The 24,793-nt window shown below is 61.1% G+C and carries 23 protein-coding genes and 1 pseudogene; 9 read left to right on the top strand and 15 right to left on the bottom strand.

Annotation, left to right across the window (positions count from 1 at the left end; all coding sequences use genetic code 11):
* Positions 1–146 precede the first annotated feature (146 nt).
* The gene (locus NKI88_RS10270) at positions 147–1,241 is read left to right on the top strand and encodes a LacI family DNA-binding transcriptional regulator (RefSeq protein ID WP_352654952.1); all 1,095 of its coding nucleotides are present in this window, start codon (positions 147–149) and stop codon (positions 1,239–1,241) included.
* Between the two features lie 177 nt (positions 1,242–1,418).
* Here NKI88_RS10270 and NKI88_RS10265 read toward each other — a convergent pair whose 3' ends face one another.
* From NKI88_RS10265 to NKI88_RS10230, 8 genes are all read right to left on the bottom strand, one after another.
* Complete coding sequence (locus NKI88_RS10265) at positions 1,419–2,837, bottom strand: NAD(P)/FAD-dependent oxidoreductase (protein WP_352654950.1); 1,419 nt, start codon at positions 2,835–2,837, stop codon at positions 1,419–1,421.
* Positions 2,834–3,697, bottom strand: a complete 864-nt coding sequence (locus NKI88_RS10260) for a PfkB family carbohydrate kinase (protein ID WP_023695150.1) — start codon at positions 3,695–3,697, stop codon at positions 2,834–2,836. Before NKI88_RS10260 ends, NKI88_RS10265 begins: the two co-directional genes overlap by 4 nt.
* Positions 3,694–4,548: a sugar phosphate isomerase/epimerase family protein gene (locus NKI88_RS10255; RefSeq protein WP_023745691.1), complete on the bottom strand. Its 855-nt coding sequence runs from the start codon at positions 4,546–4,548 to the stop codon at positions 3,694–3,696. Before NKI88_RS10255 ends, NKI88_RS10260 begins: the two co-directional genes overlap by 4 nt.
* A gap of 21 nt (positions 4,549–4,569) precedes the next feature.
* Positions 4,570–5,430 carry a carbohydrate ABC transporter permease gene (locus tag NKI88_RS10250; RefSeq protein ID WP_352654948.1) on the bottom strand — a complete coding sequence of 287 codons (861 nt, stop codon included), beginning with the start codon at positions 5,428–5,430 and terminating at the stop codon, positions 4,570–4,572.
* A complete protein-coding gene (locus NKI88_RS10245) occupies positions 5,427–6,386 on the bottom strand; it encodes a carbohydrate ABC transporter permease (RefSeq protein ID WP_023682778.1) in 960 nt (319 codons plus the stop codon). Before NKI88_RS10245 ends, NKI88_RS10250 begins: the two co-directional genes overlap by 4 nt.
* Before the next feature lie 11 nt (positions 6,387–6,397).
* Entirely contained in the window at positions 6,398–7,720 is a 1,323-nt protein-coding gene (locus tag NKI88_RS10240; RefSeq protein ID WP_352654946.1) for an ABC transporter substrate-binding protein, read from the bottom strand.
* Positions 7,721–7,748: 28 nt separating this feature from the next.
* Positions 7,749–8,762, bottom strand: coding sequence for an SIS domain-containing protein (locus NKI88_RS10235; protein ID WP_023686869.1), 1,014 nt, complete (start codon positions 8,760–8,762; stop codon positions 7,749–7,751).
* Between the two features lie 173 nt (positions 8,763–8,935).
* Positions 8,936–9,958, bottom strand: a complete 1,023-nt coding sequence (locus tag NKI88_RS10230) for a LacI family DNA-binding transcriptional regulator (protein ID WP_023686868.1) — start codon at positions 9,956–9,958, stop codon at positions 8,936–8,938.
* A gap of 1,013 nt (positions 9,959–10,971) precedes the next feature.
* Between NKI88_RS10230 and NKI88_RS10225 the strand changes: the two genes are divergently transcribed.
* The 6 genes from NKI88_RS10225 to NKI88_RS10200 all read left to right on the top strand — a co-directional run bounded on the left by NKI88_RS10225 (position 10,972) and on the right by NKI88_RS10200 (position 17,873).
* On the top strand, positions 10,972–12,051 hold the full coding sequence (locus tag NKI88_RS10225) for a LacI family DNA-binding transcriptional regulator (RefSeq protein ID WP_023667744.1): 1,080 nt from the start codon (positions 10,972–10,974) through the stop codon (positions 12,049–12,051).
* 364 nt (positions 12,052–12,415) lie between these two features.
* Positions 12,416–13,408, top strand: coding sequence for a substrate-binding domain-containing protein (locus tag NKI88_RS10220; RefSeq protein ID WP_023704355.1), 993 nt, complete (start codon positions 12,416–12,418; stop codon positions 13,406–13,408).
* Positions 13,409–13,488: 80 nt separating this feature from the next.
* Entirely contained in the window at positions 13,489–15,003 is a 1,515-nt protein-coding gene (locus NKI88_RS10215) for a sugar ABC transporter ATP-binding protein (protein ID WP_352654944.1), read from the top strand.
* Positions 14,996–16,003, top strand: a complete 1,008-nt coding sequence (locus NKI88_RS10210; RefSeq protein ID WP_023667741.1) for an ABC transporter permease — start codon at positions 14,996–14,998, stop codon at positions 16,001–16,003. The genes NKI88_RS10215 and NKI88_RS10210 overlap by 8 nt, the downstream gene beginning before the upstream one ends.
* Entirely contained in the window at positions 16,000–17,025 is a 1,026-nt protein-coding gene (locus NKI88_RS10205; protein WP_023667740.1) for an ABC transporter permease, read from the top strand. Before NKI88_RS10210 ends, NKI88_RS10205 begins: the two co-directional genes overlap by 4 nt.
* The gene (locus NKI88_RS10200) at positions 17,022–17,873 is read left to right on the top strand and encodes a sugar phosphate isomerase/epimerase family protein (RefSeq protein WP_352654942.1); all 852 of its coding nucleotides are present in this window, start codon (positions 17,022–17,024) and stop codon (positions 17,871–17,873) included. The genes NKI88_RS10205 and NKI88_RS10200 overlap by 4 nt, the downstream gene beginning before the upstream one ends.
* 204 nt (positions 17,874–18,077) lie before the next feature.
* On the opposite strand, the gene NKI88_RS10195 is transcribed toward NKI88_RS10200, so the two are convergent.
* Positions 18,078–18,611: an ABC transporter permease gene (locus NKI88_RS10195; RefSeq protein ID WP_502882089.1), complete on the bottom strand. Its 534-nt coding sequence runs from the start codon at positions 18,609–18,611 to the stop codon at positions 18,078–18,080.
* Between the two features lie 120 nt (positions 18,612–18,731).
* Here NKI88_RS10195 and NKI88_RS10190 point away from each other — a divergent pair, with 120 nt between their 5' ends.
* The gene (locus NKI88_RS10190) at positions 18,732–19,061 is read left to right on the top strand and encodes a GMC oxidoreductase (RefSeq protein ID WP_352654940.1); all 330 of its coding nucleotides are present in this window, start codon (positions 18,732–18,734) and stop codon (positions 19,059–19,061) included.
* A 151-nt stretch (positions 19,062–19,212) separates the two neighbouring features.
* On the opposite strand, the gene NKI88_RS10185 is transcribed toward NKI88_RS10190, so the two are convergent.
* The gene (locus NKI88_RS10185) at positions 19,213–19,377 is read right to left on the bottom strand and encodes a hypothetical protein (protein ID WP_155922419.1); all 165 of its coding nucleotides are present in this window, start codon (positions 19,375–19,377) and stop codon (positions 19,213–19,215) included.
* On the opposite strand from NKI88_RS10185, the pseudogene NKI88_RS10180 reads away from it, so the two are divergent.
* Positions 19,337–19,590 (top strand): annotated as a pseudogene (locus tag NKI88_RS10180) (MBL fold metallo-hydrolase); the annotation flags it as partial. The gene NKI88_RS10185 and the pseudogene NKI88_RS10180 sit on opposite strands and share 41 nt — an antisense overlap.
* Positions 19,591–19,613: 23 nt before the next feature.
* On the opposite strand, the gene NKI88_RS10175 reads toward NKI88_RS10180, so the two are convergent.
* From NKI88_RS10175 to NKI88_RS10155, 5 genes are all read right to left on the bottom strand, one after another.
* Positions 19,614–20,357 carry an ATP-binding cassette domain-containing protein gene (locus tag NKI88_RS10175; protein WP_023686849.1) on the bottom strand — a complete coding sequence of 248 codons (744 nt, stop codon included), beginning with the start codon at positions 20,355–20,357 and terminating at the stop codon, positions 19,614–19,616.
* 9 nt (positions 20,358–20,366) lie between these two features.
* Positions 20,367–21,566: an alanine racemase gene (locus tag NKI88_RS10170; RefSeq protein ID WP_023818638.1), complete on the bottom strand. Its 1,200-nt coding sequence runs from the start codon at positions 21,564–21,566 to the stop codon at positions 20,367–20,369.
* 12 nt (positions 21,567–21,578) lie between these two features.
* The gene (locus NKI88_RS10165; protein WP_023686847.1) at positions 21,579–22,547 is read right to left on the bottom strand and encodes an ABC transporter permease; all 969 of its coding nucleotides are present in this window, start codon (positions 22,545–22,547) and stop codon (positions 21,579–21,581) included.
* A 35-nt stretch (positions 22,548–22,582) separates the two neighbouring features.
* Positions 22,583–23,644: a substrate-binding domain-containing protein gene (locus NKI88_RS10160; protein ID WP_352654937.1), complete on the bottom strand. Its 1,062-nt coding sequence runs from the start codon at positions 23,642–23,644 to the stop codon at positions 22,583–22,585.
* Between the two features lie 66 nt (positions 23,645–23,710).
* Positions 23,711–24,772, bottom strand: coding sequence for a substrate-binding domain-containing protein (locus NKI88_RS10155; RefSeq protein ID WP_023667731.1), 1,062 nt, complete (start codon positions 24,770–24,772; stop codon positions 23,711–23,713).
* Positions 24,773–24,793: the final 21 nt, after the last annotated feature.

The raw sequence follows: 24,793 nt of genomic DNA, 5'->3' as shown, positions 1-24,793 counted from the left end.
ATGCCCTTGCCGAAATCACGGTCCGTCACGCCTCTCGGCTCCACTCCTTCTAAAGAGACCGGTCTCATGTTGCATGAGACCGGTCTCTTTGTTAATCGTTATCGCCACGTTGACCTCCCGTCAACAACTCTTGTAGTCGTCATCCGATGAAAAGAACCGCCCCCAAGACCCCGTCGATAACGGTCAGCGACGTCGCCCGTGCGGCCAATGTTTCGAAAGCGACAGCCGCGCGCGTGCTCGGCGGATACGGCGTCGTCAGCGACATGATCCGCGCGGAAGTCATGGCCGCGGCCAAGGCCTTGGACTATCGTGCGAACGAGCTCGCCCGCAGCATGACGACCGGCCGCTCCGGCATCATCGGCGTGGTTGTCGGCGACATCGAGAACCCGTTCTTCAGCCTCGCGGTACGCGGCATCAGCGACGCGGCAAAGGCAGCCGGGTTCAACGTCATCCTGGCCAATTCCGGCGAGAAGATCGAGGCGGAAAAGGCGGCCGTGAAACTGCTCATCGGCAAGCGCGTCGACGGGCTGATCGTCACGCCGTCGGAATCGCGCGACATCGCGCACCTGCGCGATATCCACCGCTCGGGCCGACCGCTTGCCCTGCTGGATAGGGCGCTGGCAGATCTGGATGTCGATACGGTCACGACCGACGATCGCGGCATCGCCATGCTGGCGACCCGCTTTCTAGCCGATGCCGGCCACCGCAACATCGCCTATGTGACCGCGGTCGACGCCGAAGGGCACGAGTACCGCGATCTCGGGCAGATCTACACCTCGTCGGTCCGTGAGCGCATCGACGGTTTCCTCACCGTGTGCCGAGAGGCCGGACTTGATCGGCCAGAACGCTTTGTTCGCCTTGGCGCGACAAGCCCCACCGAAACGCGCAGGGTTGCCGGCGAGATGCTGTCGGCGCCGGATCGGCCGACGGCGATCCTCGCCTCCGACAGCGTCATTGCGCTGGAGATCTTCAAGGTGACCCGCGAGCGCGGCCTGCGGGTTCCCGACGACATTTCGCTCATCACTTTCCATGATGCGGACTGGACGAGCGTCACCACGCCGCCCATCACCGTTATCGACCAGCCCGTCTACGCGCTTGGCAAGAGCGTCGCGGAATTGCTCATCCGGCGATTGAAGGGAGATTCCCGCCCGGCGGAAAAGCTCGTTTTGCCGACCGCCATCATTGCACGCGGATCCGTTGGCCCGCCCTCGAATGGAAAGCCGCAAGTGCGCCAAGCATAGGTGTGATGGCGATACGGCCCACATGAATACGTTAGAACAAGGTCGACGCACTCCGCTTTAAGAATGTACGTCGATCAACCCAGCAAGCACCCTGATCGCAATGCCGCGTCCACCGTCATCGGGACGGCACGTGCCGGCTCATGGTTTGAAGAGCGTGACGATGAGCCAGATGCCCGGCTACTTCTTGCGCCTGCCTGGCTTCAGTGCCGCCAAAAGATTGGTGATCCTGCCCGCCTTGCGGTTGCGGATCTCGGCCTCGTTCTTGCGGCGCACCGCGGCGCGGACAAGTCTGGCGCCGAGATATCGCAACGGCTCTGGCGGCAGCGACATGCGCCGCTCGATGCCGACCAGACCGCTTTCGCTCCAGCGATCCTTTCGCTCGAGCACCAGGCTCGCCAGAATGCGTCCGGCTATCGGCGTCTGCGCGATGCCGGTGCCGTTAAATCCCATGCCGTAGAAGATATTGGGATGATCGCGCAGGTGGTCGAAGACAGGAACGTGTTCAGGCACGCAGTCGATCGGCCCCGACCAGTCATATTCGATCGCCACACCGCGCAGCGAGGGGTAGACCCGATGCAGCTCTCGCATATTGTCGCGGCCGTGCTCCGGGCTGCGGTTGAAGCTGGCGCCCAAATTTCCACTGAAGGCGACGTTGCCGCTGCCACGACCGAAGACCACCCTGCCCCCGATGGTGCGCTGGTAGTAGAGCACCTGGGCCTGGGAATCGCATATCGAGGCACCGTCGCGCCAGCCGATGCTGTCGAGCAGTTCGGGGACGGCGGCAGTGGCAATCACCTCGCTGCCGACGACATAAAGATGCCGTCGCAGTTCCGGCAGCGCCGAAAGCCAGCCGTTGGCGGCAAGCACGATTTTGTCAGCCCGTACCGCGCCATGCGCCGTGCGCACCGTGCATGTCATGCCCGGTTCGATGGCGAGGACCGGGCTGCGCTCGTGGATGATGACGCCGCGTGTCAGTGCCAGCTTGCGCAGTCCGATGGCAAGTTTGGCGGGATGGACCGTGCCGGCAGCGGTCTCGACGACGCCGACATAGGAGGCCGATGAACCGGTGCGGCGTTGAATGTCCTCGGCCGTCAGCGGCCTGAAACGGTTTTCTCCAACAGCTGCCGTCAAGGCCACGGCGGTCTCCCAGGCGCCTTCCTGCGCAATGGAGCTTGCGGTCCACAGCCATCCATCCAGCCTCAGGTCCATGTCTATGGTGCCGTTTTGCTGCAGCGTCTTCAGCTCCGCGATCGATGCCACCGTGTCGGCGCACAGCAGGCGCGCTTCCTCGAGACCGACGACCGCACTGATCTGGTCGATTTCGGCGAACCATGAATGGACCTGACCGCCGTTGCGCCCCGAGGCCCCCGATCCGCACAGATCGGCTTCAAGGATCACCACCCGCGTTTGCGGCGCCAGTTCAAGGATCCGCAGCGCCGTCCACAGACCGGTATAGCCGCCACCGACGATCACCACGTCGGCGCGCTCGTCGCCTCGCAATGGCTCGGTCGCAGGGGCGGCGGCAATGTCCTGCAGCCAAAACGACCGGTCAGATGCAAGCGCGACCGCAGGCTGCCGCAAACGAATTGTAGTCACGCTTGGGCTCCCTGCGCATCGACAATGAAGCTGGCATATTTGGCTGGCAGCCAATCGGGTATCGGACGCGGTCTCTGGGGAAACCCGCCAAGATGGGTGCAGGTCTGCGCCGCCGCGATCGACGCCCTGTGCAATGCCTCCAGGGCGCCGAGGCCGCCGAAATGGAAGCCGGCGAGGAAAGTGGCAATGAAACTGTCGCCGGCGCCACACGTATCCACGACATCGACAAGCGTCGCCGGCGCATGCACGACATTCGTGCCATCGTCGAAGTAGGAGCCGCGTCGACCACAGGTCAAAACCACCTGCCTTGCGCCGGCCGCCCTGAGCGCGCCCAGCGATGGCTCGATGGGAACATCGACATCGTCCGGTCCGGACGCAAACAAAAGCGGGACACCGTCGAGCGGCAGCGCCATATGGGCGGTCGATAGATCGATGCTGAACGGCACATGGTCCGCCACCAATCGTTGAACAAGGTGCTTGTTGGCGTTGGTGCCGAGATGCACCCAGTCGGCCGCGGCGATGACCGCATAATGCGCGGGCGCCGGCATGTAGTTTTCGCCCACACCGAAGGATTCGTGCAGGAACTTCCGGTCGCCGGATTCATCGCGCAGCAAGGTGACGGCCGTATCGCCGGGACGCCGTTCGACGTCGTCCGGAGATAGGCCGGCACCTTGCAGTTCGGCAAGCACCACGTCGCCTTCGGGATCGTTCCCGACGGCGCCGAAATAGCGCGCGGACCAGCCGTTGCGCCGCCATTGCGCCGCGACATTCAAGGCATTGCCGCCCACCGTCATCAAGTTGTTGGTCAAATAGGCATCAAGGCAATTGTCCCCGACCGCGATAAGCTTCTTCGACCTCATGCCGGCACCGTTGCGCGATCGATATACGGCGCGATGGCGCCAAGGCAGCGTGTCCAGGCTTTTACCGGATCGAGCGCGTAGGAGCCGTTGCCGAACGGCTCGAAGGTGAACTTACCGGCATAGCCGAGGCGCGCGAGTTCGCTGACATAGTGGTCGAGCGGCAGCGTGCCCTCCCCCCACACCAGATGCCCGCCTGGCGTGCCGTCGACCAGATGAACATGCGCCAGCCGCGAGCCGAACAGGTCGACATAGCCGGCCACGGTGTCGCCGGCCGTGGCCATGGCGACAGTGTCGAGCACGACATCGACGTTGCCGGCGCCCACCTCATCCAGCATTTGGCGCAGGCCTGCCGCATTATTGACGAGGTTGCTCTCGAACCGCTGCAACGGCTCGAGCAGGCAGCGCACCCCGTTTGCGGCGGCGCGCCGGGCGATCTCGCCGATCGAACCGACCGCGCGGTCCCATGCCGGTTGCCGGGGTTCGCTCTCGTAGCCCCGGCCGGGCGTCAGGAAGAGATAGCGGGCGCCAAGCGCCGCGCAGATGTCGGCTGCACGCCAAAACCGCTCGATGCTGTCCTGGCGCAGTGCGGCGTCGCCGGAGGCAATGTTGATTGGATACAACACCTGCTCAGGCGTAAAGCACCAGGCCGACAGCTCGTTGTCGGCGAGTACCCGGCGAACGGATTCGACACGTGCGTCCGTGGCGTGGAACAGGTCCAGATGCTGGGCAATCCCCCACAGCTCGATCTCGCGCAGGCCAAAGCCTCGGATCGTCCTGGCGACCTCATCGAAGGGGAAGTGCTGGAAGCTGAAATTGGCTCCGATCAGCTGATGAGCAGCGAGCTGCGGCATGAAGGCTCCTTTCGGGAATTGTTATTTGCCGATGCCTTCGGCCAAGCCACGGATGAAATAGCGTTGCGCGCCAAAGAACACGATCACGATAGGCAGCGCCGAGATCGTCATGGCCGCGAACACCACGGCATAGTTGGTCCCGTGGGTTGCCATGATCGACGTCAGTCCGACCGGCAGCGTCTGCACATCCGAGCCGCTCGTGAAGATCATGGCGAAGAGATATTCGTTCCAGGCGAACAGGACGTGCAGGATGACGCAGGAAATGATGATCGGCCGGCACAGCGGCAAGGTGATGCGCCAGAAGATCTGACCCTCGCTGGCGCCATCCATCGTCGCCGCCTCGTCGATGTCTTCAGGCAGATCCAGCATGTAGGCGCGGATGAGGAAGGTGGTGAACGGCACACGGAACGCCGTGTAGAGAATGATCAGCGCCCAGTAGGTGTTGTAGAGACCGAGCGCCTGCAACATCTTCACAAGTGGAATGATCGCCACGGTGGGGCTCAGCATCAAGCCGCCCAGAACGATGACAATAACCAGCGGCTTTGCCGACATCTTGGTGCGGGTCAGGCCGAAGGCCGTCCAGGCGCTGATCAGGACGGTGCATATGGCCGAAGCGACGGTCACCAGCACCGAGACTGTCACGTAGCCACGCACGCCCTGGTTCCATGCCTGCATGTAATTGTTCCACGACCAATGGGTGGGCAGGGCGAAGGGATCGCCGAAGATCTGCGCATTGTCCTTGAAGCCGCTCAGCGCCATCCAGATCAGCGGATAGATGACGACGACACCAAGGCAGACCAGGAACGAATAGAGCAATGTCCTGGCGATGACCGACCACACATTCACGTTCCGGCTGCGACCGGCTGCGACCATCGCACTCATAGCTGCACCCGGCGGCGCTTGGTGTACCAGAGCTGTGCCGCACCTGTGAGCATGGTCAACATGAAGATGACGGCGGCGATCGCCGCGCCATAGCCGAAATTGTCCTCGATGAAGGCCTTCTGGTAGAGCCACGTGCCCAGCACCTGGCTGCTGTTGTTGGGCCCGCCTGCGGTCATCACCATGACCTCGTTGAACACCTGGAACGCGCCCGTGATGGTGACGATGATCATCAACCCCGTCATTTCCCGGGTCAGCGGAAAGGTGATGCTCCACAGGCGGCGAAGAGGACCCGCGCCGTCGATCGTTGCGGCATCGTAGAGGTCGCGCGGGATCTTCTGGATGGCGATGGCGAACAGCAGCGTCGAATAGCCAAAACCCTGCCATTGGCTCATGGCGATGATGGCATAGATGGCGGTGTGCTCATTGCCGAGCCAAGGCATGACGAGCTGGCTCAGTCCAACACGGCTGAGCGCGGCATCCAGCAAGCCGATCTGCGGCTGGTAGATGAAATAAAACAGCAGGCCGGTCACCGTGATCGAGATTGCCGACGGCACGAAATAGACGGCGCGCCACAGCCGGCGCCAGCTTTCGCTTTTCAGGTCCTCGATAATGGCCGCCAGCAGGAACGCGCCGAAGACCTGGAAGATGACGGAGATGAGAGCGTAGAGGCAGTTGTTCCACAGCGCCAGCAGCACGACCGGGTCATGCAGCAGCCGGTCGTAGTTGGCGAGGCCGACATTGGTGACCTCGCCGGTGTAGATGTCCTGGTCGGTGGTGCTGACGATGAAATTGTCGACGATCGGATAATAGACGAACCAGCCGATGAGGATGAGCGCGATCGCCGCCCATCGCAACGACAACAGGTTGGCGAAGCAGGCCCGCCGGCTCTTTGGCCGTTGCGGCCTGGCGACGCCGATGTCGGCGCCGCTGTCCACTGTGTCCGAGGCCCTTGCCATGCTCGCCTGCTTTATTTGGCCGCGGATGCGGCTTTGCGCACCTCGTCCATCACTTGCTCGGGCGTCATCGAGCCGCCCGCCAGCGCCTGCAGGCTGGACAGCCAGACGGCGGCGACGCGCGGTGGGTTGGCCGTATCCAGCCAGGGCATGAGGTATGAGGCGGCGTTGATATCCTTGAGGCCATCGACCACAGCCGCGCTCATGTTCGATTCCGAGGCGCCGCCGATGGTGGCGCTCGGCTGGCCATAGGGTGGCGCAGACAAGACCTGCGCATTTTCCTTCGAGGTCACGAACTTCATGAAATCGATCGCCAGCGGGATGTTCTTCGATGCCGCATTGATCATGTAGCCCTCCGGCGCGCCCTCGATCGACTTGGCGTCACCCTTGGCGCCGGCGGGCACCGGCAGCCGGAAGAATCCGAAATCGGCGGGCTTTAACGCCGACTCCGGCGTGGCGGCCTGATCGAACTCGATGATTTCCTGGTAGTACATGGCCGACTGGGCGTTGGTGAAGGCCTGGAGAGCCGAGGCATAGGATGTGCCGTTGACGCCGGCGCCATCGGTGCAGCGCTCGACAAGCTGGCTGAACTGCTTGAGTGCTGCGACATAGCCTGGATCGCTGTATTGGGCGGTGGCCGGATCGAAGTCGCGTTCCAGCGTTGCCTGCGGCACGTTGTAGGCGAGCAGCTGGCCTGCAAAGTGGATCGCCGGCCAAGCCTCCTTGTTGCCGAAGGAGATCGGTGTCACGCCGGATTTGCGGATGGCGTCGCAGCTGGTCAGCAAGTCCTCGAAAGTGGCGGGTGCATTGAGGCTGAGCTTGGCGAAGATCTGCTTGTTGTAGCCCATGAACTTGGCATCCTGGTAAAGCGGAATGCCATAGAACTTGCCGTTGTACTGGAACGCCTTGACGGCGGCTGGAGACAGCGACTTGCCCCACTCGGTATCGGCAGCAATGACGGGCGTGAGATCAACGGCGCGATTGCCGCGCACGAAATTGCCACCCCAGCTGCCTGTCCAGGAGAAATAGATATCGGGCAGCGAGTTGGAAGCGACCAGCGTCTTGGTCTTGCCCTTCACGCTGTCGTCGCTCTCCTGGATAAGTTCGACCTTCACATCCGGATGGAGCTTCTCATAGGCCTGTGCCAGGTTGACGAAATAGGGCGACAGCTGTTGCAGCCCGAACTTGGTCAGGACCGAAAGCGTGCCGGTGTATTCCACCTTGGCGTTTGGGTCGGCCGTGACAGCCGGCGAAGCGGCGGAACTGCCGCTTATCGACAACCCCAATGATGATACCGCGGCCACCGTGACCGCCACGACTTGCAGCGAACGTTTCATGGATAGCTCCTTCAGAGGTAAGAGGGGATCAATATTCCACGCGTTTGTAGTAGCGACGGGTGGTCAGCGGGTGGTTGCGCAGCACCTCGAGATGGGCGCTCAGCCGCTCGAGCAAGGTGGCGAGCAGAACCGGCGAGATCATGCCGCGGACCTTTGCGGAGATGCCCGGCAACTTGACCGAGGCCGCGTCCAGCGTGCGAACGCGGTCCGTGTAGCGCCTGGCGAAGTTCTCGACCCGGTCGGCCAGGGGCCGAAGGGCATCTTCGCCCTTGAACACGAAAACGCTGACGCCCGGCTCGACCAACTCGAGCGTACCGTGGAAGAAGTCGGCGGCGTGCACCGGGCGGGTGCGAATCCACTGCATCTCTTCGAGGATGCACATGCCGTAATAGTGTGCCTCCGGCCACACCGAGCCGGCGCCGGTGAAGATGTGATAGGTATCGTCCTTGATTGTCTGGGCCAGTTCGGCCGCCCTGTCCTCAAAGGCAGCCTTGGCGTCGGCAAGCAGATCCGGCAGCAGTTTGAGTTCGGCGACAGTGCCATCAAAATCATCATATTCGCCGCGCTCTTCCAGCAGGGCCAGGACGATCAGCAGCGTCTGCAGGTAGAAGGATTCCGACGAGGTGTCGTCTTCGGCGAAGTTCGTGAAATTGTGGTCAGCCTCCCGTGCGATTGGCGTATCCGAATGGCCGGTGAGCGAAATCGTGCGCACACCACGTTTTTTCAGAAAGGCCATGAGCTCGACGCCTTCCTTGGTCGTGCCCGACAAGGACGGGATGACCACCACGGCCTTGCTGTCGAGACCGGCGGGCGGATCGATCACGACCTGCGCCGGATAGGCACCGCTCACCGGGAAGGTAGAACAGCGCTGCGCCAACTCGATCGCGGGCAAGGTTAGAAGCTGCACGCCGCCGGTGCCCATGAAAAACAGCCGCTCGACGCCATCTGCCAGCAGTGTGCGCATGAGTGAGCGAACCTCACCTGCGACGGCGACGGCCCCGCTTTGGATCTTCACGAAGCGGTCCCTATCGAAGTTCAGCATGACGTTTTCCTTGTATTTCGCATGTGACAGGCCTCTAGCCCGCCTTAGGCGTCGGTGGGCCGTCTAGCTCGTTTTTCCGATGTGAGATCGATCTCACAAGCAATAATGGGCACGCAATTTCGCCAATGGCAAGTCCTTTAGACGAAATTCTCCGAAATCGAGGGGTTTGCTCTTTAGCGCACAGCGCGCCGGGCAACCGATCCGCGTACGATCAAGCGGGTCTGAAATCGGGTACGGCGCGGTGCAACCTTTTTGCCGGCAAGCCGCTCCAGCAGATATCTGGCGGCGAGCGGTCCGATCTCGGAGATGGGTTGCGCCACGACCGTTATCTGCGGATCGGTGAACGTGGCGAGGTTGAAGTCATCGAAGCCAACCACCGACACATCATGCGGAATCGAGAGCCCCATTGAACGCAGGCCAAGAAGCGCGCCTTGCGTCATGAGGCTGTCCACCGTGAACAGTGCGGTCGGGCGATTGCGCCGGCTGAACAGGCGGATCGTGGCTTCGATGGCGTGCTCGACGGTCGAGCGCGATACGCCGATGAGCGCTTCATCGATTGCGATCCCATGCGAGTGGAGCGAGTTTTGGTAGCCAGCCAAGCGTTCCTGTGCCGTAAAGATGCGTGACTCGTCGCGCAAAAGACCGATCCGGTGGTGACCGTTGCCAACTAGATAGTCCACTGCCTCGCGTGCCCCGCCCTCGTTGTCGACGACGACGCTGTCGCATTGCAGGTCCTTTACCACGCGGTCGATGAGCACGATCGGTGCGCCTTCGCGGGCCAGTTGCACAATATGCTGGCTGTCGGTTGCAGACGTTGGGGCAAGGATGAAGCCGCGAATGCTGAGCGAGCGAAGGCTCTCAAGCAGTTCTTTCTCCTGTTCTACATTCTCCTCGCTGCTGGCAATCAGAAGATTGTGGCGGTGCTTGCGCAGTTCCACCTCTATGTCGTGCGCGATTCGGGCGAAGAACGGATTCTGGATATCGCCGGGCACGAAGCCTATGATCGGCAATTGTCCGCTGCGCAGCGCCTGCGCGACGAGGTTGGCCCGATAGCCCAGCCTTTCGGCTGCCTCAACCACGCGGAGCGCCGTCTCGTCGCCAACGTAACCATAGCTGTTGAGCGCCCGGGCGGCCGTGGCGCGCGACACCTTAGCCGCTGCGGCAACGTCCTTTAGTGTGATTCCTTTCTGGGCCACAGGTAACCGTCCTTCTTGGATCTGAACATTGCGTCAGATCATTCTCGGCTCGTCTTGCCGGCATCGTTGTGCGGCATATCGGACGATTCTCAAACTGCGAACATAGCTTTCGCAACTCCTTGCCACCTAATCGAGATACGCGCGCTGTTTGGCTATCTGGAAATTTGATCCACGAATGCACCTACATGTTGTGCAGTCAGTTCATTGCCTTGCACTGCCAGCATACGGCAATGAGTTCACGCCATGGTCCAGGCGGCCTCCCTGGCATCGATCATAACACCGATGGAGACGACTAGCCTTGCCGCCAAACTCGTCCAGCGATTGGAGGCGAGCTTTCAAAAAGGCCGAGCCAGACGCTCAAGGCCCGCTGCACGGAGAGCCACAGGCCGGGGGACTCTGAGCAAATCGGGAATCTGAGTCGCTTGCTCTGAACCGTCGGCATCATGCTGCTAACCGGTTTTGATCCTCCGGGGCTCCGCATTGGCAATAGCGACGAAAATGCTGTCGAGCAGACCCTTGTCGCGGAAGGAACTTGCCAAGCAAGGGCACCTCGGCCAAGTACGCAAACAACGCCCGGAGACGAAGGCGCATCCGGCAGCACCCTTTTGGGGCCAGATAGAGACTCAGAAACCCAAAACTTTCATCTTCCCGCTATTGAAACGGAGGACTCGATCGTGACGCGTGCGCCCGACCATCGCCAACCGTGGGCTCCAAACTGATCGAAACTTCTCGTCGACCTTTGCAAGGTGATTGATCATCGGGGAGACCAAAGCCGAAACACTGGGGTTGGTGTCTCCAGTGACGCTGAACGAAGCTTCACGGAAAATCCCAAATCTGCCGATTTCCCTGGCGCTGTCATTGCAACGATCGAGACAATCAGGGAGACCGGACCGGAGGCACGAGAGGCCGCGTCCTTCCGTGGGGTCGCTCCTCCAAACCGTTTGACGCAATTTAGAGATGTTGCCTTGACCCCGCACTAGCATCTACTGCATCTGCTAGTAGGAGCGTCACGAATGGCGAGAAAGTCTGTCCGACGCAAGTCAACGATTTATGACATCGCGGTGGCGGCAAAGTTGTCCCCGACAGCGGTTAGTCTCGTCCTCAATGGCTCGTGGCAACAGCACCGGATCAAGGCGGAAACCGCAGCGACCATCCTCGATTGGGCTGAGCGGCTTGGCTATGCTGTCAACCTCAAGGCACGAGGATTGCGGCTTTCCCGATCCGGGCTCGCTGGAATGATCTTGCCACATTACCGCAATCGCTTCTTCGCCGGATTGGCCGAAGCCTTTGAAGCGGAATCCCGCGTCCACCGCTTGTGCCCGATCGTCGTCAGCACCCATCGCAATCCTGATAACGAGTTGAGTGTGACGGAAACCCTGCTGGCCCAGCAGGTGGAATTTCTCTTCCTTGCGGGCGTTCGTGACCCCGATCCGCTGAATGATCTGTGCCGGGCAGCGGGCGTCCGGTGCATCAACATCGATCTGCCAGGCCGCCGGGCTCCCTCAGTTGTTTCTGACAACTACGGGGGCGCCAAGGCGCTCACAGAGATCATTGTTCAGAAATTGAAAGAACGAGGGGGCTCCACCGAAGATCTCTTCTTCTTTGGCGGGGTCAGCGATGATGACGCAACACGTAGCCGTTTGCTGGGTTTTCACGATGCGCTGGCAGCGCATGGGATTGTTACGGGCCCGGGCACGATTGACTGCTGCGGATACGCACCGACCAACGCTGCTCGGTCTCTCGCTGCACGATACGCTCAGCTTGGGCATCTGCCCTCAGGTATGTTCGTCAACGGCGTGACCGCTCTTGAAGGAACGTTGCGGTTCACTTCGACGCTAGCCTCAAGTGAGCTTGGACGGGTTGTTGTCGGAAGCTTCGACTGGGATCCATTCGCGGCGCATTTGCCCTTCGATGTGACCATGGTCCGACAGAATGTCGAGGTGATGATTGCTGAAGGATTTTCGCTTCTGGAGAATTATTCGATAGACCACTTTCCGCTGGTGACCGTACCGACCAGCTTTGGGCGAACCGGAGAGCATGACGGCGCCCAAGAAGATTGGGATTCGGCATCCAAATCGAGCATCGACCACTAGCAATTCTTTGTCGCAAGACATCGTTGCAGAAGTTCAACTCCGTTCATCAGCACTCGGATCTGGGTAGCACCGCCTCCACCCAAGGCTGGCGGGGGATCGCATGTCGTTTCCACGGGTGCAGCCTGAGTGCGAAAGGGCGGATCGTTTACATCAATCGACAAATGTTTTTAGACGCCGGTGGCGTGACCGCCTTGCTAAATCTATTTAGCACCTTGACCGGCCGGCATTCAAAGTCTTTTATGGCGCGTTCTGGGAGGAATGCGGCGCCGAGTGCGTCAATGCCGTCGGGCACAAAGGGGTGGGCCAAACAAAGCCGACATGGGCAATAGGCAACCCAAAAACTCGTCAATCAGGGAGGAATTAAATGTTAGCAAAAACTATACTCGCGGCAGCGTTCGGCGCAGCCCTTTCGGTCGCCACAATGAATGCTGCGCTGGCGAAGGACGTCAAGGTTGGAGTCGTCGTGAAGATCGGCGGCATTCCCTGGTTCAATGCCATGGAAACGGGAATAAAGGAAAAGTCGAAAGAGCTTGGCGACGACGGCTTCATGGTCGGGCCGACCAGCGCCGACCCGGCACTTCAGGTCCGCGCGATCGAAGACCTGATAGCTCAGGGCGTCAGCGTAATTGGCGTCGTGCCGAATGATGCAAACGTTCTCGAGCCGGTTCTAAAAAAGGCGCGCGACACGGGCATCAAGGTCATAACCCATGAATCGCCGGACCAGGTGAACGCTGATTGGGACTTCGAAATGGTCTCGGCCGTTGGTTTCGGTGAGGCCCATGCCAAACTATTTGCCGAGAAAATGGGCGGCAAAGGCAAGTACGTCGTGTACGTGGGCTCTCTTACCGTGCCCGCACACAATGCCTGGGCCGATGCTGCAATCGCCTACCTGAAGAAGAACTTTCCCGACATGCAGATGGTTGGCGACAGATATGGCGTCGCCGAGAGCGCCGATGACAGCCGAAAGACGGCTCTGGATGTGCTTGCCGCCAATCCTGACCTCGGCGGCTTCCTGACGTTCGGCAGTCAGGGACCGATCGGCGCCGGACGCGCGATCGAGGAGCAGAAGCTTGGTGACAAGGTGGTTCTTGTCGGTTCATTCTCGCCTAGCCAAGGCAGCGCAATGCTCAAGTCCGGCATTATTGACGGCGGCTACATGTGGAATCCTCTGGAAGCGGGCAAAGTATTCGTAACAATGGCTGATTTTCTGGCGGGCGGCGGTGAAATCACCGACGGCATGACGATCGAAGGTCTGGGTGTCGTTCATCCTGACTTCAAAACCGGCACCATCATCGTGGACGCTGTGCAGCCTATCACGGTCGAAACGGTCGATGGTCTTGCAGCCCTAGGGCTTTAGATGGCGGACCATGGCTGGCGTGCCGGGGTGGCAGATCAATCCCGGCACGCCCCATCCTTGTCATTTCAGAAGGGCCCGCCGTGAACCTCGTCGCGTCTACGACGCAGGACCTCCCATCGGTTCTGTCGTTTAGCAACATAAGCGTCACATTTGGTGGCGTTAGAGCCCTCCAGGATGTCGCCTTCGAGGTTCTCCCGGGTGAAGTGCAATGCATCGCCGGTGAGAACGGCAGCGGCAAGAGCACCCTGATCAAGGTAATCACCGGCGTTTGTCAGCCGCTAGCCGGCGCAAACATGTCGATCGCCGGAAAGTCTGTCGACATCATGTCGCCGGCTGCGGCGCGCAGCGCCGGGGTGGAAGTCATCTGGCAGGACCTCGCACTGTTTCCTGAAATGACAGTCGCGGAAAATATCGGGATCAGAACTGTCCTCGGCAAAATGCCTCGGCTCGTCGATCATTCGCGCATTCGCGAGGTGGCGCGAGGGCTGTTGGCGCGGCTTGGCGCCGACCTCGATGTCGACGCGCCTCTGCGTAGCTTTGCAATCGCCCAACGTCAGATCGTCGCCATCGCCCGGGCGCTCGCCGGCGATGCGAAGGTTATTTTCATGGACGAGCCCACATCGTCGCTTACTCAATCGGAAACAGACCGGTTGCTCGCGATCGTTCGAACACTCTCGAATGAAGGCATGGCCATCGTCTTCGTCAGCCATCGCCTTGCAGAAGTTCTGGAGATCTCAAGTCGCGTCACCGTTCTGCGCGACGGTAAGGTCGTTGGGGTGTTCCCGACCGCCGGAATGACCCAATCACGCCTCACCGAACTGATGACCGGCAAGACGTTCGACCAAACCGTGAGCACGAGAAACCTTAGTGGATCACCCGTCGTGTTGAAGATCGATCGATTGACCCGCGCAGGCGACTATGACGACGTTTCGCTGACAATACGGCGCGGTGAAACGCTTGGCCTGACCGGGCTACTCGGCGCCGGTCGCACAGAACTCGCGCTTTCTATTTTCGGCATGCTGCGCCCAGACCACGGCAGCATCGCACTCAACGGGACGGTTCTTCATCTGAACTCCAACCGCGACGCAATCCGCGCGGGTATTGGATATCTCTCCGAAGACCGCTTGTCCCTTGGTCTCATACAAGCTCAGTCCATCGCCGACAACGCCGTTATCCCGGTGCTCGACAAGATCCTTGATCGAGGGCTGATCTCCTCGGAGAAGAAGGACGCGCTCGTCAATCATTGGATCGAGGAATTGGCGATAAAAGTCGGGCGGCAGACCGATGCGATTTCCACGCTCTCGGGCGGCAACCAGCAAAGGGTGGCCATCGCCAAATGGCTGGCGGTCGGCCTGAAACTGATCATTCTTGATTCGCCAACCGTGGGGGTGGACGTTGGCGCGCGGGCCGGCATCTTCGAGATTGTCGCCAAGCTCGCTGCCGAAGGCCTGGCGATCCTGCTGATATCCGATGAAGTGCCGGAGGTCTATTTCAACGCCGATCGTATCCTTCATATGGCTGCGGGCAAGATAGTCGCCGAATACGATCCGCACGCCATCCCGCTCGGCGACCTGGAAGCTGCCGTCTATGCGTAACCGCGGCAAGCTCTTCCGGGCTCATCCCACCGAGACATGGCTCGTTGTGGTTCTTCTCATCATGAGCGCAGGTCTCTCCGTTGCGAGCGACAAATTCTTCACCATTGCCAATCTCTTCAATCTGCTCAACACAAGCTCGACAAATCTGATCTTCGCGGTTGGGCTGCTGGTGGTGTTGATCGCTGGGGGCATCGACATCTCCTTCGCTGTGGCCGCGTCAGTGGTTCAATACGTTGTGGCGCTGGCTCTAGCCCAAATGGGAGGTGGTGATTGGTTCATCGGCCTCACCTTGGCGGCAATTGTCGGGATCGCCCTGGGTGCGGTGAACGCCGGCCTCATCTACTATTTCCAGATCATTTCAATCGTTGTCACCATCGCCACCTTCAATATTTTTTTCGGCCTTCTGATGTTCTTCACGCACGGTGTATCGATCTACAATCTGCCTGCATGGTGGACGCATCGCACTGTGCTTTTCGAGTTCCAACAGGCGAATGGCAATTGGGCCGAGCTAACACTGCCGGTTGCGATCATGGCGGTCTGCGTCGCCGCCACCTGGGGGCTTATCCGGTATACCACCACGGGACGGCAGCTATACGCTTTTGGCGATAACCCGGAGGGCGCCCGTCGCCTCGGTATCAACATCGCGGCGATGCACTTCATTGCCTTCGGCTGGCTTGGTTTGATGGCCGGGATCGCGGGACTTGTGCAGGTGCACTATTCCCAGGAAGTCGTGCCCAACGCATTGGTGGGGCGCGAGCTGGACGTGCTGGCAGCTGTTGTCCTTGGCGGTGCCAGGCTGGGTGGCGGGCGCGGCACCGTGCTCGGTTGCATCCTTGGCGTGTTTCTTGTGTCGGTGACGCAAAACGGGCTGAACCTCCTCGGCATCTCTCCCTATGCTTTCAAGATGATCGTCGGGGCGATCATCTTGATTGCCATCACGCTGTCCAACGCGCCGCTCGGGCATATCCTCGCGGGCTTGCGGCAGAGGATGGGTACATGACGCAGCGCGTGCTCGAAACTGGAGCGCTACGGCACGGATTCTTGCGCCGTCTTGCCGGCACGTTGGGCGCCGAGAATATCGGACTTTTGCTGGCATTGATTTTGGTGATTGCATTCTTCGGATCTCTCTCGCCGCGATTCCTGTCCAAAGCTACCTTTGAATCGGTGGCCTTCCAGTTGCCTGAACTTGGACTGCTTACGCTCGCGATGTTGATGCCGATCATCTCGGGCGGCATCAATCTCGCCGTGACGTTCACGGCCAATCTCTGTGGCCTCACGCTCGCCTGGGTTCTTCAGGCCAACGGAGGACCGGACGCAAGCATCTATGCCTTTCTACTCGGTTCCGTTCTTGCGGTCGGCGTTGGCACGGCAAGCGGCTTGGTCATGGGCCCGGTGATAGCCTATACCGGCGCGCACCCCATCCTCGTTTCGCTCTCGGTGATGATTTTCCTGCGCGGCCTTGGCGAGTTTCTGACCCGCGGCGCCGATATTTCGGGCTTTCCCGAATTCATCCAGCCCCTGGGCCACGGCAGCATCGTCGGCATTCCTGTCCCGCTGCTGATACTGCTCGGCGCAGTCATCGTCTGGCATGTCTTGATGACCCGAACCAGGCTTGGCTTTTCAAACTATATGGTCGGCTCCAACATCGAGGCGACGCGCTATTCCGGCATCTCGACGCGACGCGTGATCATTCTGATCTACGCGCTGTCTGGCGCCATGTGTGCGTTGGCCGGCATTATCATGATGGCACGATTCAATTCCGTCCGTGTCGGCCATGGCGAGTCCTATGTGCTGATTACGGTGCTTGCCTGCTTTTTGGGCGGGGTGAATCCGTTTGGCGGCTTCGGCAAGGTCGTTTCGGTCTTCCTAGCCCTCATCGTTTTGCAGTTGCTTTCTTCGGGACTGAATCTCTTGGGCGCCAGCCAGCACCTGGCCACAGCCATTTGGGGCATCATGCTGATCGGCGTCATGATCTTGCGGTGGGCTGCCGGGCAGCTCAATTTCATGAGGATAACACGATGAAGGGTTTTGGCGTTCATACGAGCATGTGGACGAGTGGTTGGTCCGTAGAGGGCGCCGAGCACACTGTAGCGGCGGTGAAAAAATACGATCTCGATTTCATTGAAATTTCGCTGGCCGATCCATTTTCTTGCGATGCCGATCACACCCGCAAGCTGCTGGCGGCAAATGGCATGCAGGCGGTGTGCTCGCTAGGGTTGCCCGAATATGCGTGGGCATCGCGCCACCCACAGGAGGCGATTGACTTTCTCAAGGTGGCTATCGGCAAGACGGCCGACATCGGAGCCCAGGCGCTATGCGGCGTAATTTATGGCGGCATCGGCGAGCGTACTGGCGTGCCACCTACGCAGGACGAACTTGATAACATTGCGAAAGTGATGACGTCCGCCGCCGCGCAAGCCAAGTCTCGCGGCATCGAACTCGGTGTTGAAGCCGTGAACCGCTACGAGAACCACATCATCAACACCGCGGCTCAGGCGGTGGCACTAATCGAGAGAGTCGGCGCCGACAATATGTTCGTGCACCTTGATACCTATCACATGAACATAGAGGAGAAAGGTATGGGCAACGGTATTATCGTCGCCCGCGATTACCTCAAATATATCCACCTCTCCGAGTCTGATCGCGGCACCCCAGGCGAGGGCAATTGCAATTGGGATGAGACGTTCGCAACGCTGGCCGCGATCGGCTTCAAGGGCGGGCTCGCGATGGAGAGCTTCATCAACATGGATCCGCGTCTGGCGTTTGGCCTCAGCGTGTGGCGTCCGGTGGCCGAGAGTGAAGCGGTTGTAATGGGCAACGGTCTGCCGTTCTTGCGCAACAAGGCACGGCAGTACGGGCTGATCGCATAAGTTACATCGCCATGCGAGATCGAAACTCGGCACATCATGAGCCGACTGCAGCGACATTGCGGCGACTGCCTTCGAAGCAGGAGCCGCTTGAGAGGCAATATTGCGGCGTTTTAGATCCCGGCCTTCGGCTGCCCCCCGGGCGCAAGCAGCCAACCGGTCGGCGATCGCAACTGCCGTGAACAATCTATTTCACCGGCTCGGGCATCACAGCCTACCTTCGGCGGTTGCGAGCCGGCCCCGCATCAATTCGCGGCGCTTTCGAAACTCTGTGTATTCCTGGTCGGCCAGTACCCCGATCAGGATCACCGATCCACTCACGGCAAAGTTGAGTGAGGAGGGAATGCCTAGAAGATTGACAAGGTTCTGAAGCACCTGCAGCAAGATCGTTCCAAGCACCACACCAATGATTGAGCCTTCCCCGCCCCGCAACGAGAACCCTCCAAGGACGGCGGCGGCGATCGCGTAGAGCTCGTAGAAATTGCCGTGCGAGCTTGGCAGGATCGAGCGTGTGTACATTGCGAGAAAGATGGATGACAGCGCCGTCAGCCCGGCGCAGATCACATAGGCGCAGATGATAACCCGGCCGGTACGGATTCCCGAAAACCGCGCGGCCTCTTCATTTTTGCCGACGGCGTAGAGGTATAGTCCGAAGGCGGTACGGTGCAGAACGACCAACATCACCGCCGCCAGGACAAGCAGGAAGACAAAAGAATGAGGAATGGGAATGGAGGTAGGCATTGTTGGTAAGAACCGAAACCAGATCGGTGCGACCGGTGGTGAGATATTCCAGATCCTCGAAGCGGGTTTCGTAGGGAAAGCCTGCCGTCGCATCTTGGTGTTGCCCTGCTGCTCGCCGGCATGAAGATCGCCCGCACCATCCTGCGTCAGCCGGCCCTGCAGGCGGTGATCGCCGAGGAGCTGTCGCTGGGCGGGGCCGCCGACTTTTCCGATCAGTCCATAACAGACCACATCCTCGAACACGCCAAAACGGTCTATCACCCCTGCGGCACCTGCCGGATGGGCAGCGATGACCAGGCGGTGGTCGACCCGCAATTGCGCGTGCGCGGCGTGCCGCGCCTACGCATCTGCGACGCCTCGATCATGCCGCGTCTCATCAGCGGCAAAACCAACGCGCCGGTGATCATGATCGCCGACCGCTGCGCCGATTTCATCCTCGGCAGCGCTTAGCGAAAAACGGGCAGCCGAGAGAAATCCAGGCTGTTTTGAGACGGTGTATCTGTCCAGCGCATGCAGCGACTTGTCGCGACCGAAACCGGACAGCTTGACTCCGCCGGGCGGCACGGTGATGTCGGCGCCGCCATACATTGCATAGGTCCTATCAAATCGAGACTGGGACAGCGATGCCAACGCGCTGCTGTTGGCCGCCAGAAAGCTGGTGCGGATACGCCTGGAGAAATTCAGGCGATGCAGGCAGCTTCACCAGACGCAGCAGTTCCAGCAGCATCCATGACGGCGCCGAAGTCGCGCCCGGCTTCCAGATCATCGCTGCGCCGGCCACACGCCCGGCCACTCGGTCTACCTCGCAAACTACGGCAAGGAACAGCGCATGATTTCGGCCGACACGATATATGTGCCAGCGCTGCTGGCGCCGCATCCGGAGTGGCAAGGCAGCTACGACCAGGACGGGCCGATGGCGATCACCACGCGGCACAAGCTGATCGATCGCGTGATTGCCGACAACATCCGGATCTCGGGCGGGGGCTCTCAGAGAGGTTCCTGCTATTGCTGCTGCAGGCCGGTGATCATGGCAATGATCTCGTTCTTATCGGTCTTCGCGGTCTCGCGAATTCCAATCTGCTTGCCACGCCTGAGAACACAGATGCGGTCGGAGAGCTTGAAGACCTGGTCGAGGCTGTGGCTGATGATCAGGATGCCGACATTGCGCTGCTTCAGCGACTGGACGATAGCCTCCACCCGGGCGGTTTCGGCAACGCCCAGCGCCGCCGTCGGCTCATCCAGCAGGATCAGCTTGCTTGCCCAATGCGTGGCGCGCGCGATCGCAACGCCCTGGCGCTGGCCGCCGGAGAGATCGCGGATAGTGGCGTGGGCGGAGGGGATGCGCACGTCCAGTTCCTTCACCAGTTTCTCGGTCTCGTCGATCATGCGGCGGCGGTCGAGCAAACCGAGGCGGTTCAGCGGCTCGCGGCCGAGGAACATGTTCATGTAGACCGTCTGCTGGTCGGCCAGCGCCAGGTCCTGGTAGACGACCTCGATGCCGTGCGCGCGCCCCATGGTGGCATTCGACATCGTCACCGGTTTTCCTTCGATGACGATGGTGCCGGACGAGGGCGGGTGGACCCCCGAGACGATCTTGACCAGCGTCGACTTTCCGGCGCCGTTGTCGCCGACGAGTGCAACGATCTCGCCCGGGAAAACCTCGAGCGAAAAACTCTCGATCGCGGTGATGCCGCCGAAATTCTTGCGAATGTCGTGCAGCTGAAGGATGGGCGCGCTCACCGTCATGTGTTTCTCCTAGACTGGCCAGGCATAGGGTTCACCGAAGCCGTTCTCGATGGTTTCCACTTTCGGATTGTCCGTCGAAATGCCCGACACGCCGACAATATGGGCGCGGGTGACGAAGGCCTGGCCACGGAAGCCGAACACGGCGCTGTCGCCAGGCTTCGGCGCGTTCGCGCCGGCGGCATCGATCATGGCGTAATAGTCGATCGCCGAGGGCGGCGGCACCTCGACGCTGCGCAGTGCCGAGCCTGCCGTTGTCGGTTCAGCCGAGACGATCGCCTTGACGTCGTAGTCGGGGAAGATCGGATCGATGTAGAAGCCGCCGCCAAGGCAATAGGCCTTGCCGCCGGAGAGATGCGAGACCTCGGCGAGATAGAGCACCGCCGGCAGCTCCGGCAAATCTTCCATGACATGCAGCGCGGTGGTGCCATGTAGTCCATTGCCGGGCTCGCACTGCGTCGCGCCGGCCTCGGCGAGTGCCGCCAGCATAACGCTCGACGTGGTGCCCGGCGCGTTGATCTCAATGTCCTTGCGGCCTGCCTTAGCCAGCGCTTCCGCAGCTTTCGCGAGCGTCGCCAGATTGGGGGTCGGCAGCACTTTTCGCGAAGCATGGTCGAACAGCAGAGCAGGGAAAGTGGTGATGCCGGCGAAACGGCCGCCTTCGACGGCATCCAGCCGGTCGGCGACATCGATAATGTCGGCGGCATTGAAACCGCCTTCATGGCCGCGATAGAAGATATCGCCTTCGGCGGCGATGCGGGCCAGCAGATGCTGCACATAGCCGGCCGCCTTGGCGCCTGTTGCCGCTTCCCCAGCCTTGGTATCATTGAACACGGTCCAGTAGTCCGGCTTGAAGGTTTTCGCCGCAGCCGCCGCTTCGAATTTTGCGACCTGCTGGAGATGGCCGAGATGGCCAAGCTTCATGCCTGCCTTGTGGGTGGCGCGGGCGCAAGCCATGTCGACGGCGACCGCGCGGTCAATGCCGCCGCGCATCACAGCCCGGCAGAACGACGAGGAGCGGCCGACCTGCTTGGTCATGGCGAAGATCTTCAGGCCGTTGCGGTTGGCCTCGCTCTTGAGAACCCGCGCATTGGCCTCAACCGTGTCGAGATCGAGCACATAAGCATTGGCCGGCAGCTTACCTTGCTGGTGCAACCGGATAGCTGATTCGATGAAGGCGGGGTTGCGGCGGCGCAAAATGTCGAGAAACATGGATGGCTTCCTTCAGCGGTTCTTTTCGCGCAGCGACACGGCGACTGCGGTCAGGATGATGAGGCCGCGCACGATCATCTGGTCGGAGACCGACAGGCCCATCAGGATCAGGCCGTTGTTGAGCATGCCCATCATCAACGAGCCGACCAGCGCGCCGACCACGGAGCCCTTGCCGCCATTGAGCAGCGTGCCGCCGACGATGACGGCGGCGATGACCGTCATCAGGTCGGTTTCGCCGAGAGTATATTTCGCCGCCTGCAGGCGACCGGCATAGAGCAAGCCGGCAAGACCGGCGAGCCCGCCGCTGATGGTCAGCACGGCGAGCCTGATCCTGGGCACGCTGATGCCCGATACGCTTGCGGCGCGGGCATTGTCGCCGGTCGCCAGCACATGCGCGCCGAAACGGGTTTCGCGGAACACCAGGTGGCCGATGGCCACGGCAATCACCGACCACCAGACGAGTGAGGGGACACCGAGCAGCGAGCCGGAACCGAAGAAGCCGGTGAACGCTTCGTTGGTCACCGAGATCGAGCGAAGGTCTGTCATCGAACGCGAAACGCCGGCGAACAGGCCGAGCGTCGCCAGCGTCACCAGGAAGGAGGGCAGCCTGACATACGCCACCAGCACGCCGTTGATGACGCCGATCAGCAGGCCGGCGCCGAGGCCGGCGACTATCCCTGCCGGCATGCCGTACGCGTTGATGGTGACGGCGGCTGCAAGGGCCGCCACCGCCACGATCGAGCCGATCGACAAATCTATTTCGCCGGCCGACATGACGAAGACCAGGCCGATGGCCATGATCGTCACCGGCGTCGTCTGCAACACGATGTTCGATAAGTTTCGGACGGTGAGGAAGCCGCTGTCCCTCAGCACAATGGCGAAGAACAGGAAGATCGCCAGGAAACCGAGGTAGACGACATATTGCTGCAGATTGAAGCGGCTGGCGAAGCTGCTACCGGCGCTGGTGTTGGCACTGGACATTTTATTCCTCCGGTGGTGAGCGCTTCGCCTCGAGCCTATTTCACCGCGTCCGCGATGGCCGCCGGTACGTCCCTGTTGAGGGACTTCTTCCAACCGTCCTTCACCGTGTCCTTGGTGACTGCGATGGAATCTACGGCATAGAATGGTTCGGCCTTCTTGCCGACCAGCGAACCTGCCGAGGCGCGCGCCAGCGTCACGCCGATGCTGTAGGCCTCGTCGGCGACGAGGGCCGCGATGTTGCCGCCCTTGACCATGTCGAGCGCGGCAGGCTCGTTGAGGTCGAGCGTGACAATCTTGGTGTGCGTGTTGCCGGCGCCGCGCAAGGCCGAAAGCACGCTCAGCGCCGGTTCGGCCCAGGTGACATAGATGCCGTCCAGGTCCGGATGCTGGGTGATCATCGCCTGGGCGATGTCTTCGCTGCGCGCCGGGTCGGCCATGCCGGCCTCGGCCTCGATCTTCATATCGGGATAGTCCTGCTCGATGGTCTTCTTGAAGGCCTGGTCGCGCTGGTTGGTGACGTAGAAGTCGGCATCGTGGAAGATGTAGCCGACCTTGCCTTTCTTGCCGAGCGCCTCGGCCATGGCGATGCCGGCCTTGTTGCCCATCTGGAAGAGATCGTCGGAGACGATGGTGACATAGTCCCTGCCCTGCTTGTAGCCGGCCGGGGAATTGTCGACGAAGCCGAGCTTGACGCCGGCCTGGCGTGCCGGATTGTAGACCGAAGCTGCGGTCGCCGGATCGACGGGAAGCGACAGGATGATCGACGGCTTTTTGGCCATCACCGTCTCGATATCGGCTTTCTGTCGCGCGGCGTCGAAACCGGCATCGGTCTGCGCCACCACCTCGATGCCGAGGCGCTTGAATTCGTCATGGGCGCCGGCGTTGACGGCGTTGGTGTATTCGCTCATCTCGTGCCAGACGAGGGCGGCGGTGAACTTGCCGTCCTTGATCTGCTGCTCTTCGGCTGGCGTCAGCGTAAGACTGCTCGCCGGCACCGGCTTTTCACCATTCGGTCCTGTGGTGACGCCTTCAGCGGCGAAGGCGTGCATGGCTAGCAGGCTCGCCACTGTCGTTATGATTACAGATCCTTTGCGCATGTCCCGGTTCCCTTTTTGTTGTGTCGAGAAAAGCTCCGGTGCGGCGTGCCGCGCCGGAGCGAGAGCCTACTTGGCCGCGTCGAGCACCGGCTGCGGCGCGTCGCGGTTGAGCGAGTCCTTCCAGCCCTGCGCGACATTCTCCTTGGTGACGGTCAGAGCCGGGGCGACGACGAAGGCCGGTGTCGGCTGACCAAGCAGCGACTTCATGCCGGAAGCAGCCATGGCGCGGCCGAGTTCATAGGCCTTGTCGGCGACGAGGGCTGCGACATTGCCGCCCTTGACCATGTCGAGCGCGACCGGCTCGGCGAGGTCGAGCGTGACGATCTTGGTCCTGGCGTTGCCGGCGCCGCGTAGCGCCGACAGCACGCCGTCGGCCGGCTCGGCCCAGGTCACGTAGATGCCGTCGAGATCGGGATGCTGCAAAAGCATCGCGTTGGCCAGTTCCTCGGCGCGGGCCGGGTCGGATATGCCCTGTTCGGCGACGATCTTGATGTCGGGATACACCTTCTCGATGGTGGTCTTGAAGGCTTGGTCGCGCTGGTTGGTGACGTAGTAGGCAGCGTCGTGGAAAATGTAGCCGACCTTGCCCTTGCCGCCGATCGCCTTGGCCATCGCGTCCGCAGCCTGCTTGCCCATCTGGAATAGATCGTCAGTCACGATCGAAGCGTAATCGGTGCCCTGCTTGTAGCCCTTGGGCAAGTTGGACAGGAACACCAACTTGGTGCCGTCCTTGACCGCCTGGCGGAAGGCTTCTGCCGAGGTGACCGGGTCGAGCGGCAGCGCCAAGATGACGTTGGGCTTGGCGGCCAACGCCGTCTCGATGTCGCTGCGCTGGCGGGCGGAGTCGAACTGGGCATCCGTTTTGACCGCAATGGTGATGCCGGCGCGGGCGAATTCGTCGGTGGCGCCGGCGGTTACCGCATTGGTGAAATCGGACGAGGTGTGCCAGAGCAAGGCAGCCTTGTAGCCCTTGTCCTTGAGCGCGGCGATGTCGGCATCGCTTAGGATCACGTCGGCGCTCGGCGTGGCGCTCTCGCCCTGCGGGCCGACCGTCTGTGCGAAAGCTGGGTTGGCGGCAAGCATCAATCCGCCGGCAAAGGCGGCGGCGATCAGTGTCTTCATCGGCATGTCAGTTCTCCCATTTTGCTT

The sequence above is a fragment of the Mesorhizobium sp. M0317 genome (assembly GCF_040321555.1).
In the GTDB taxonomy this organism is placed as follows: domain Bacteria; phylum Pseudomonadota; class Alphaproteobacteria; order Rhizobiales; family Rhizobiaceae; genus Mesorhizobium.
Note: the sequence above shows the minus strand (reverse complement) of the source record. Positions and strands in the feature narration are given on the sequence as shown.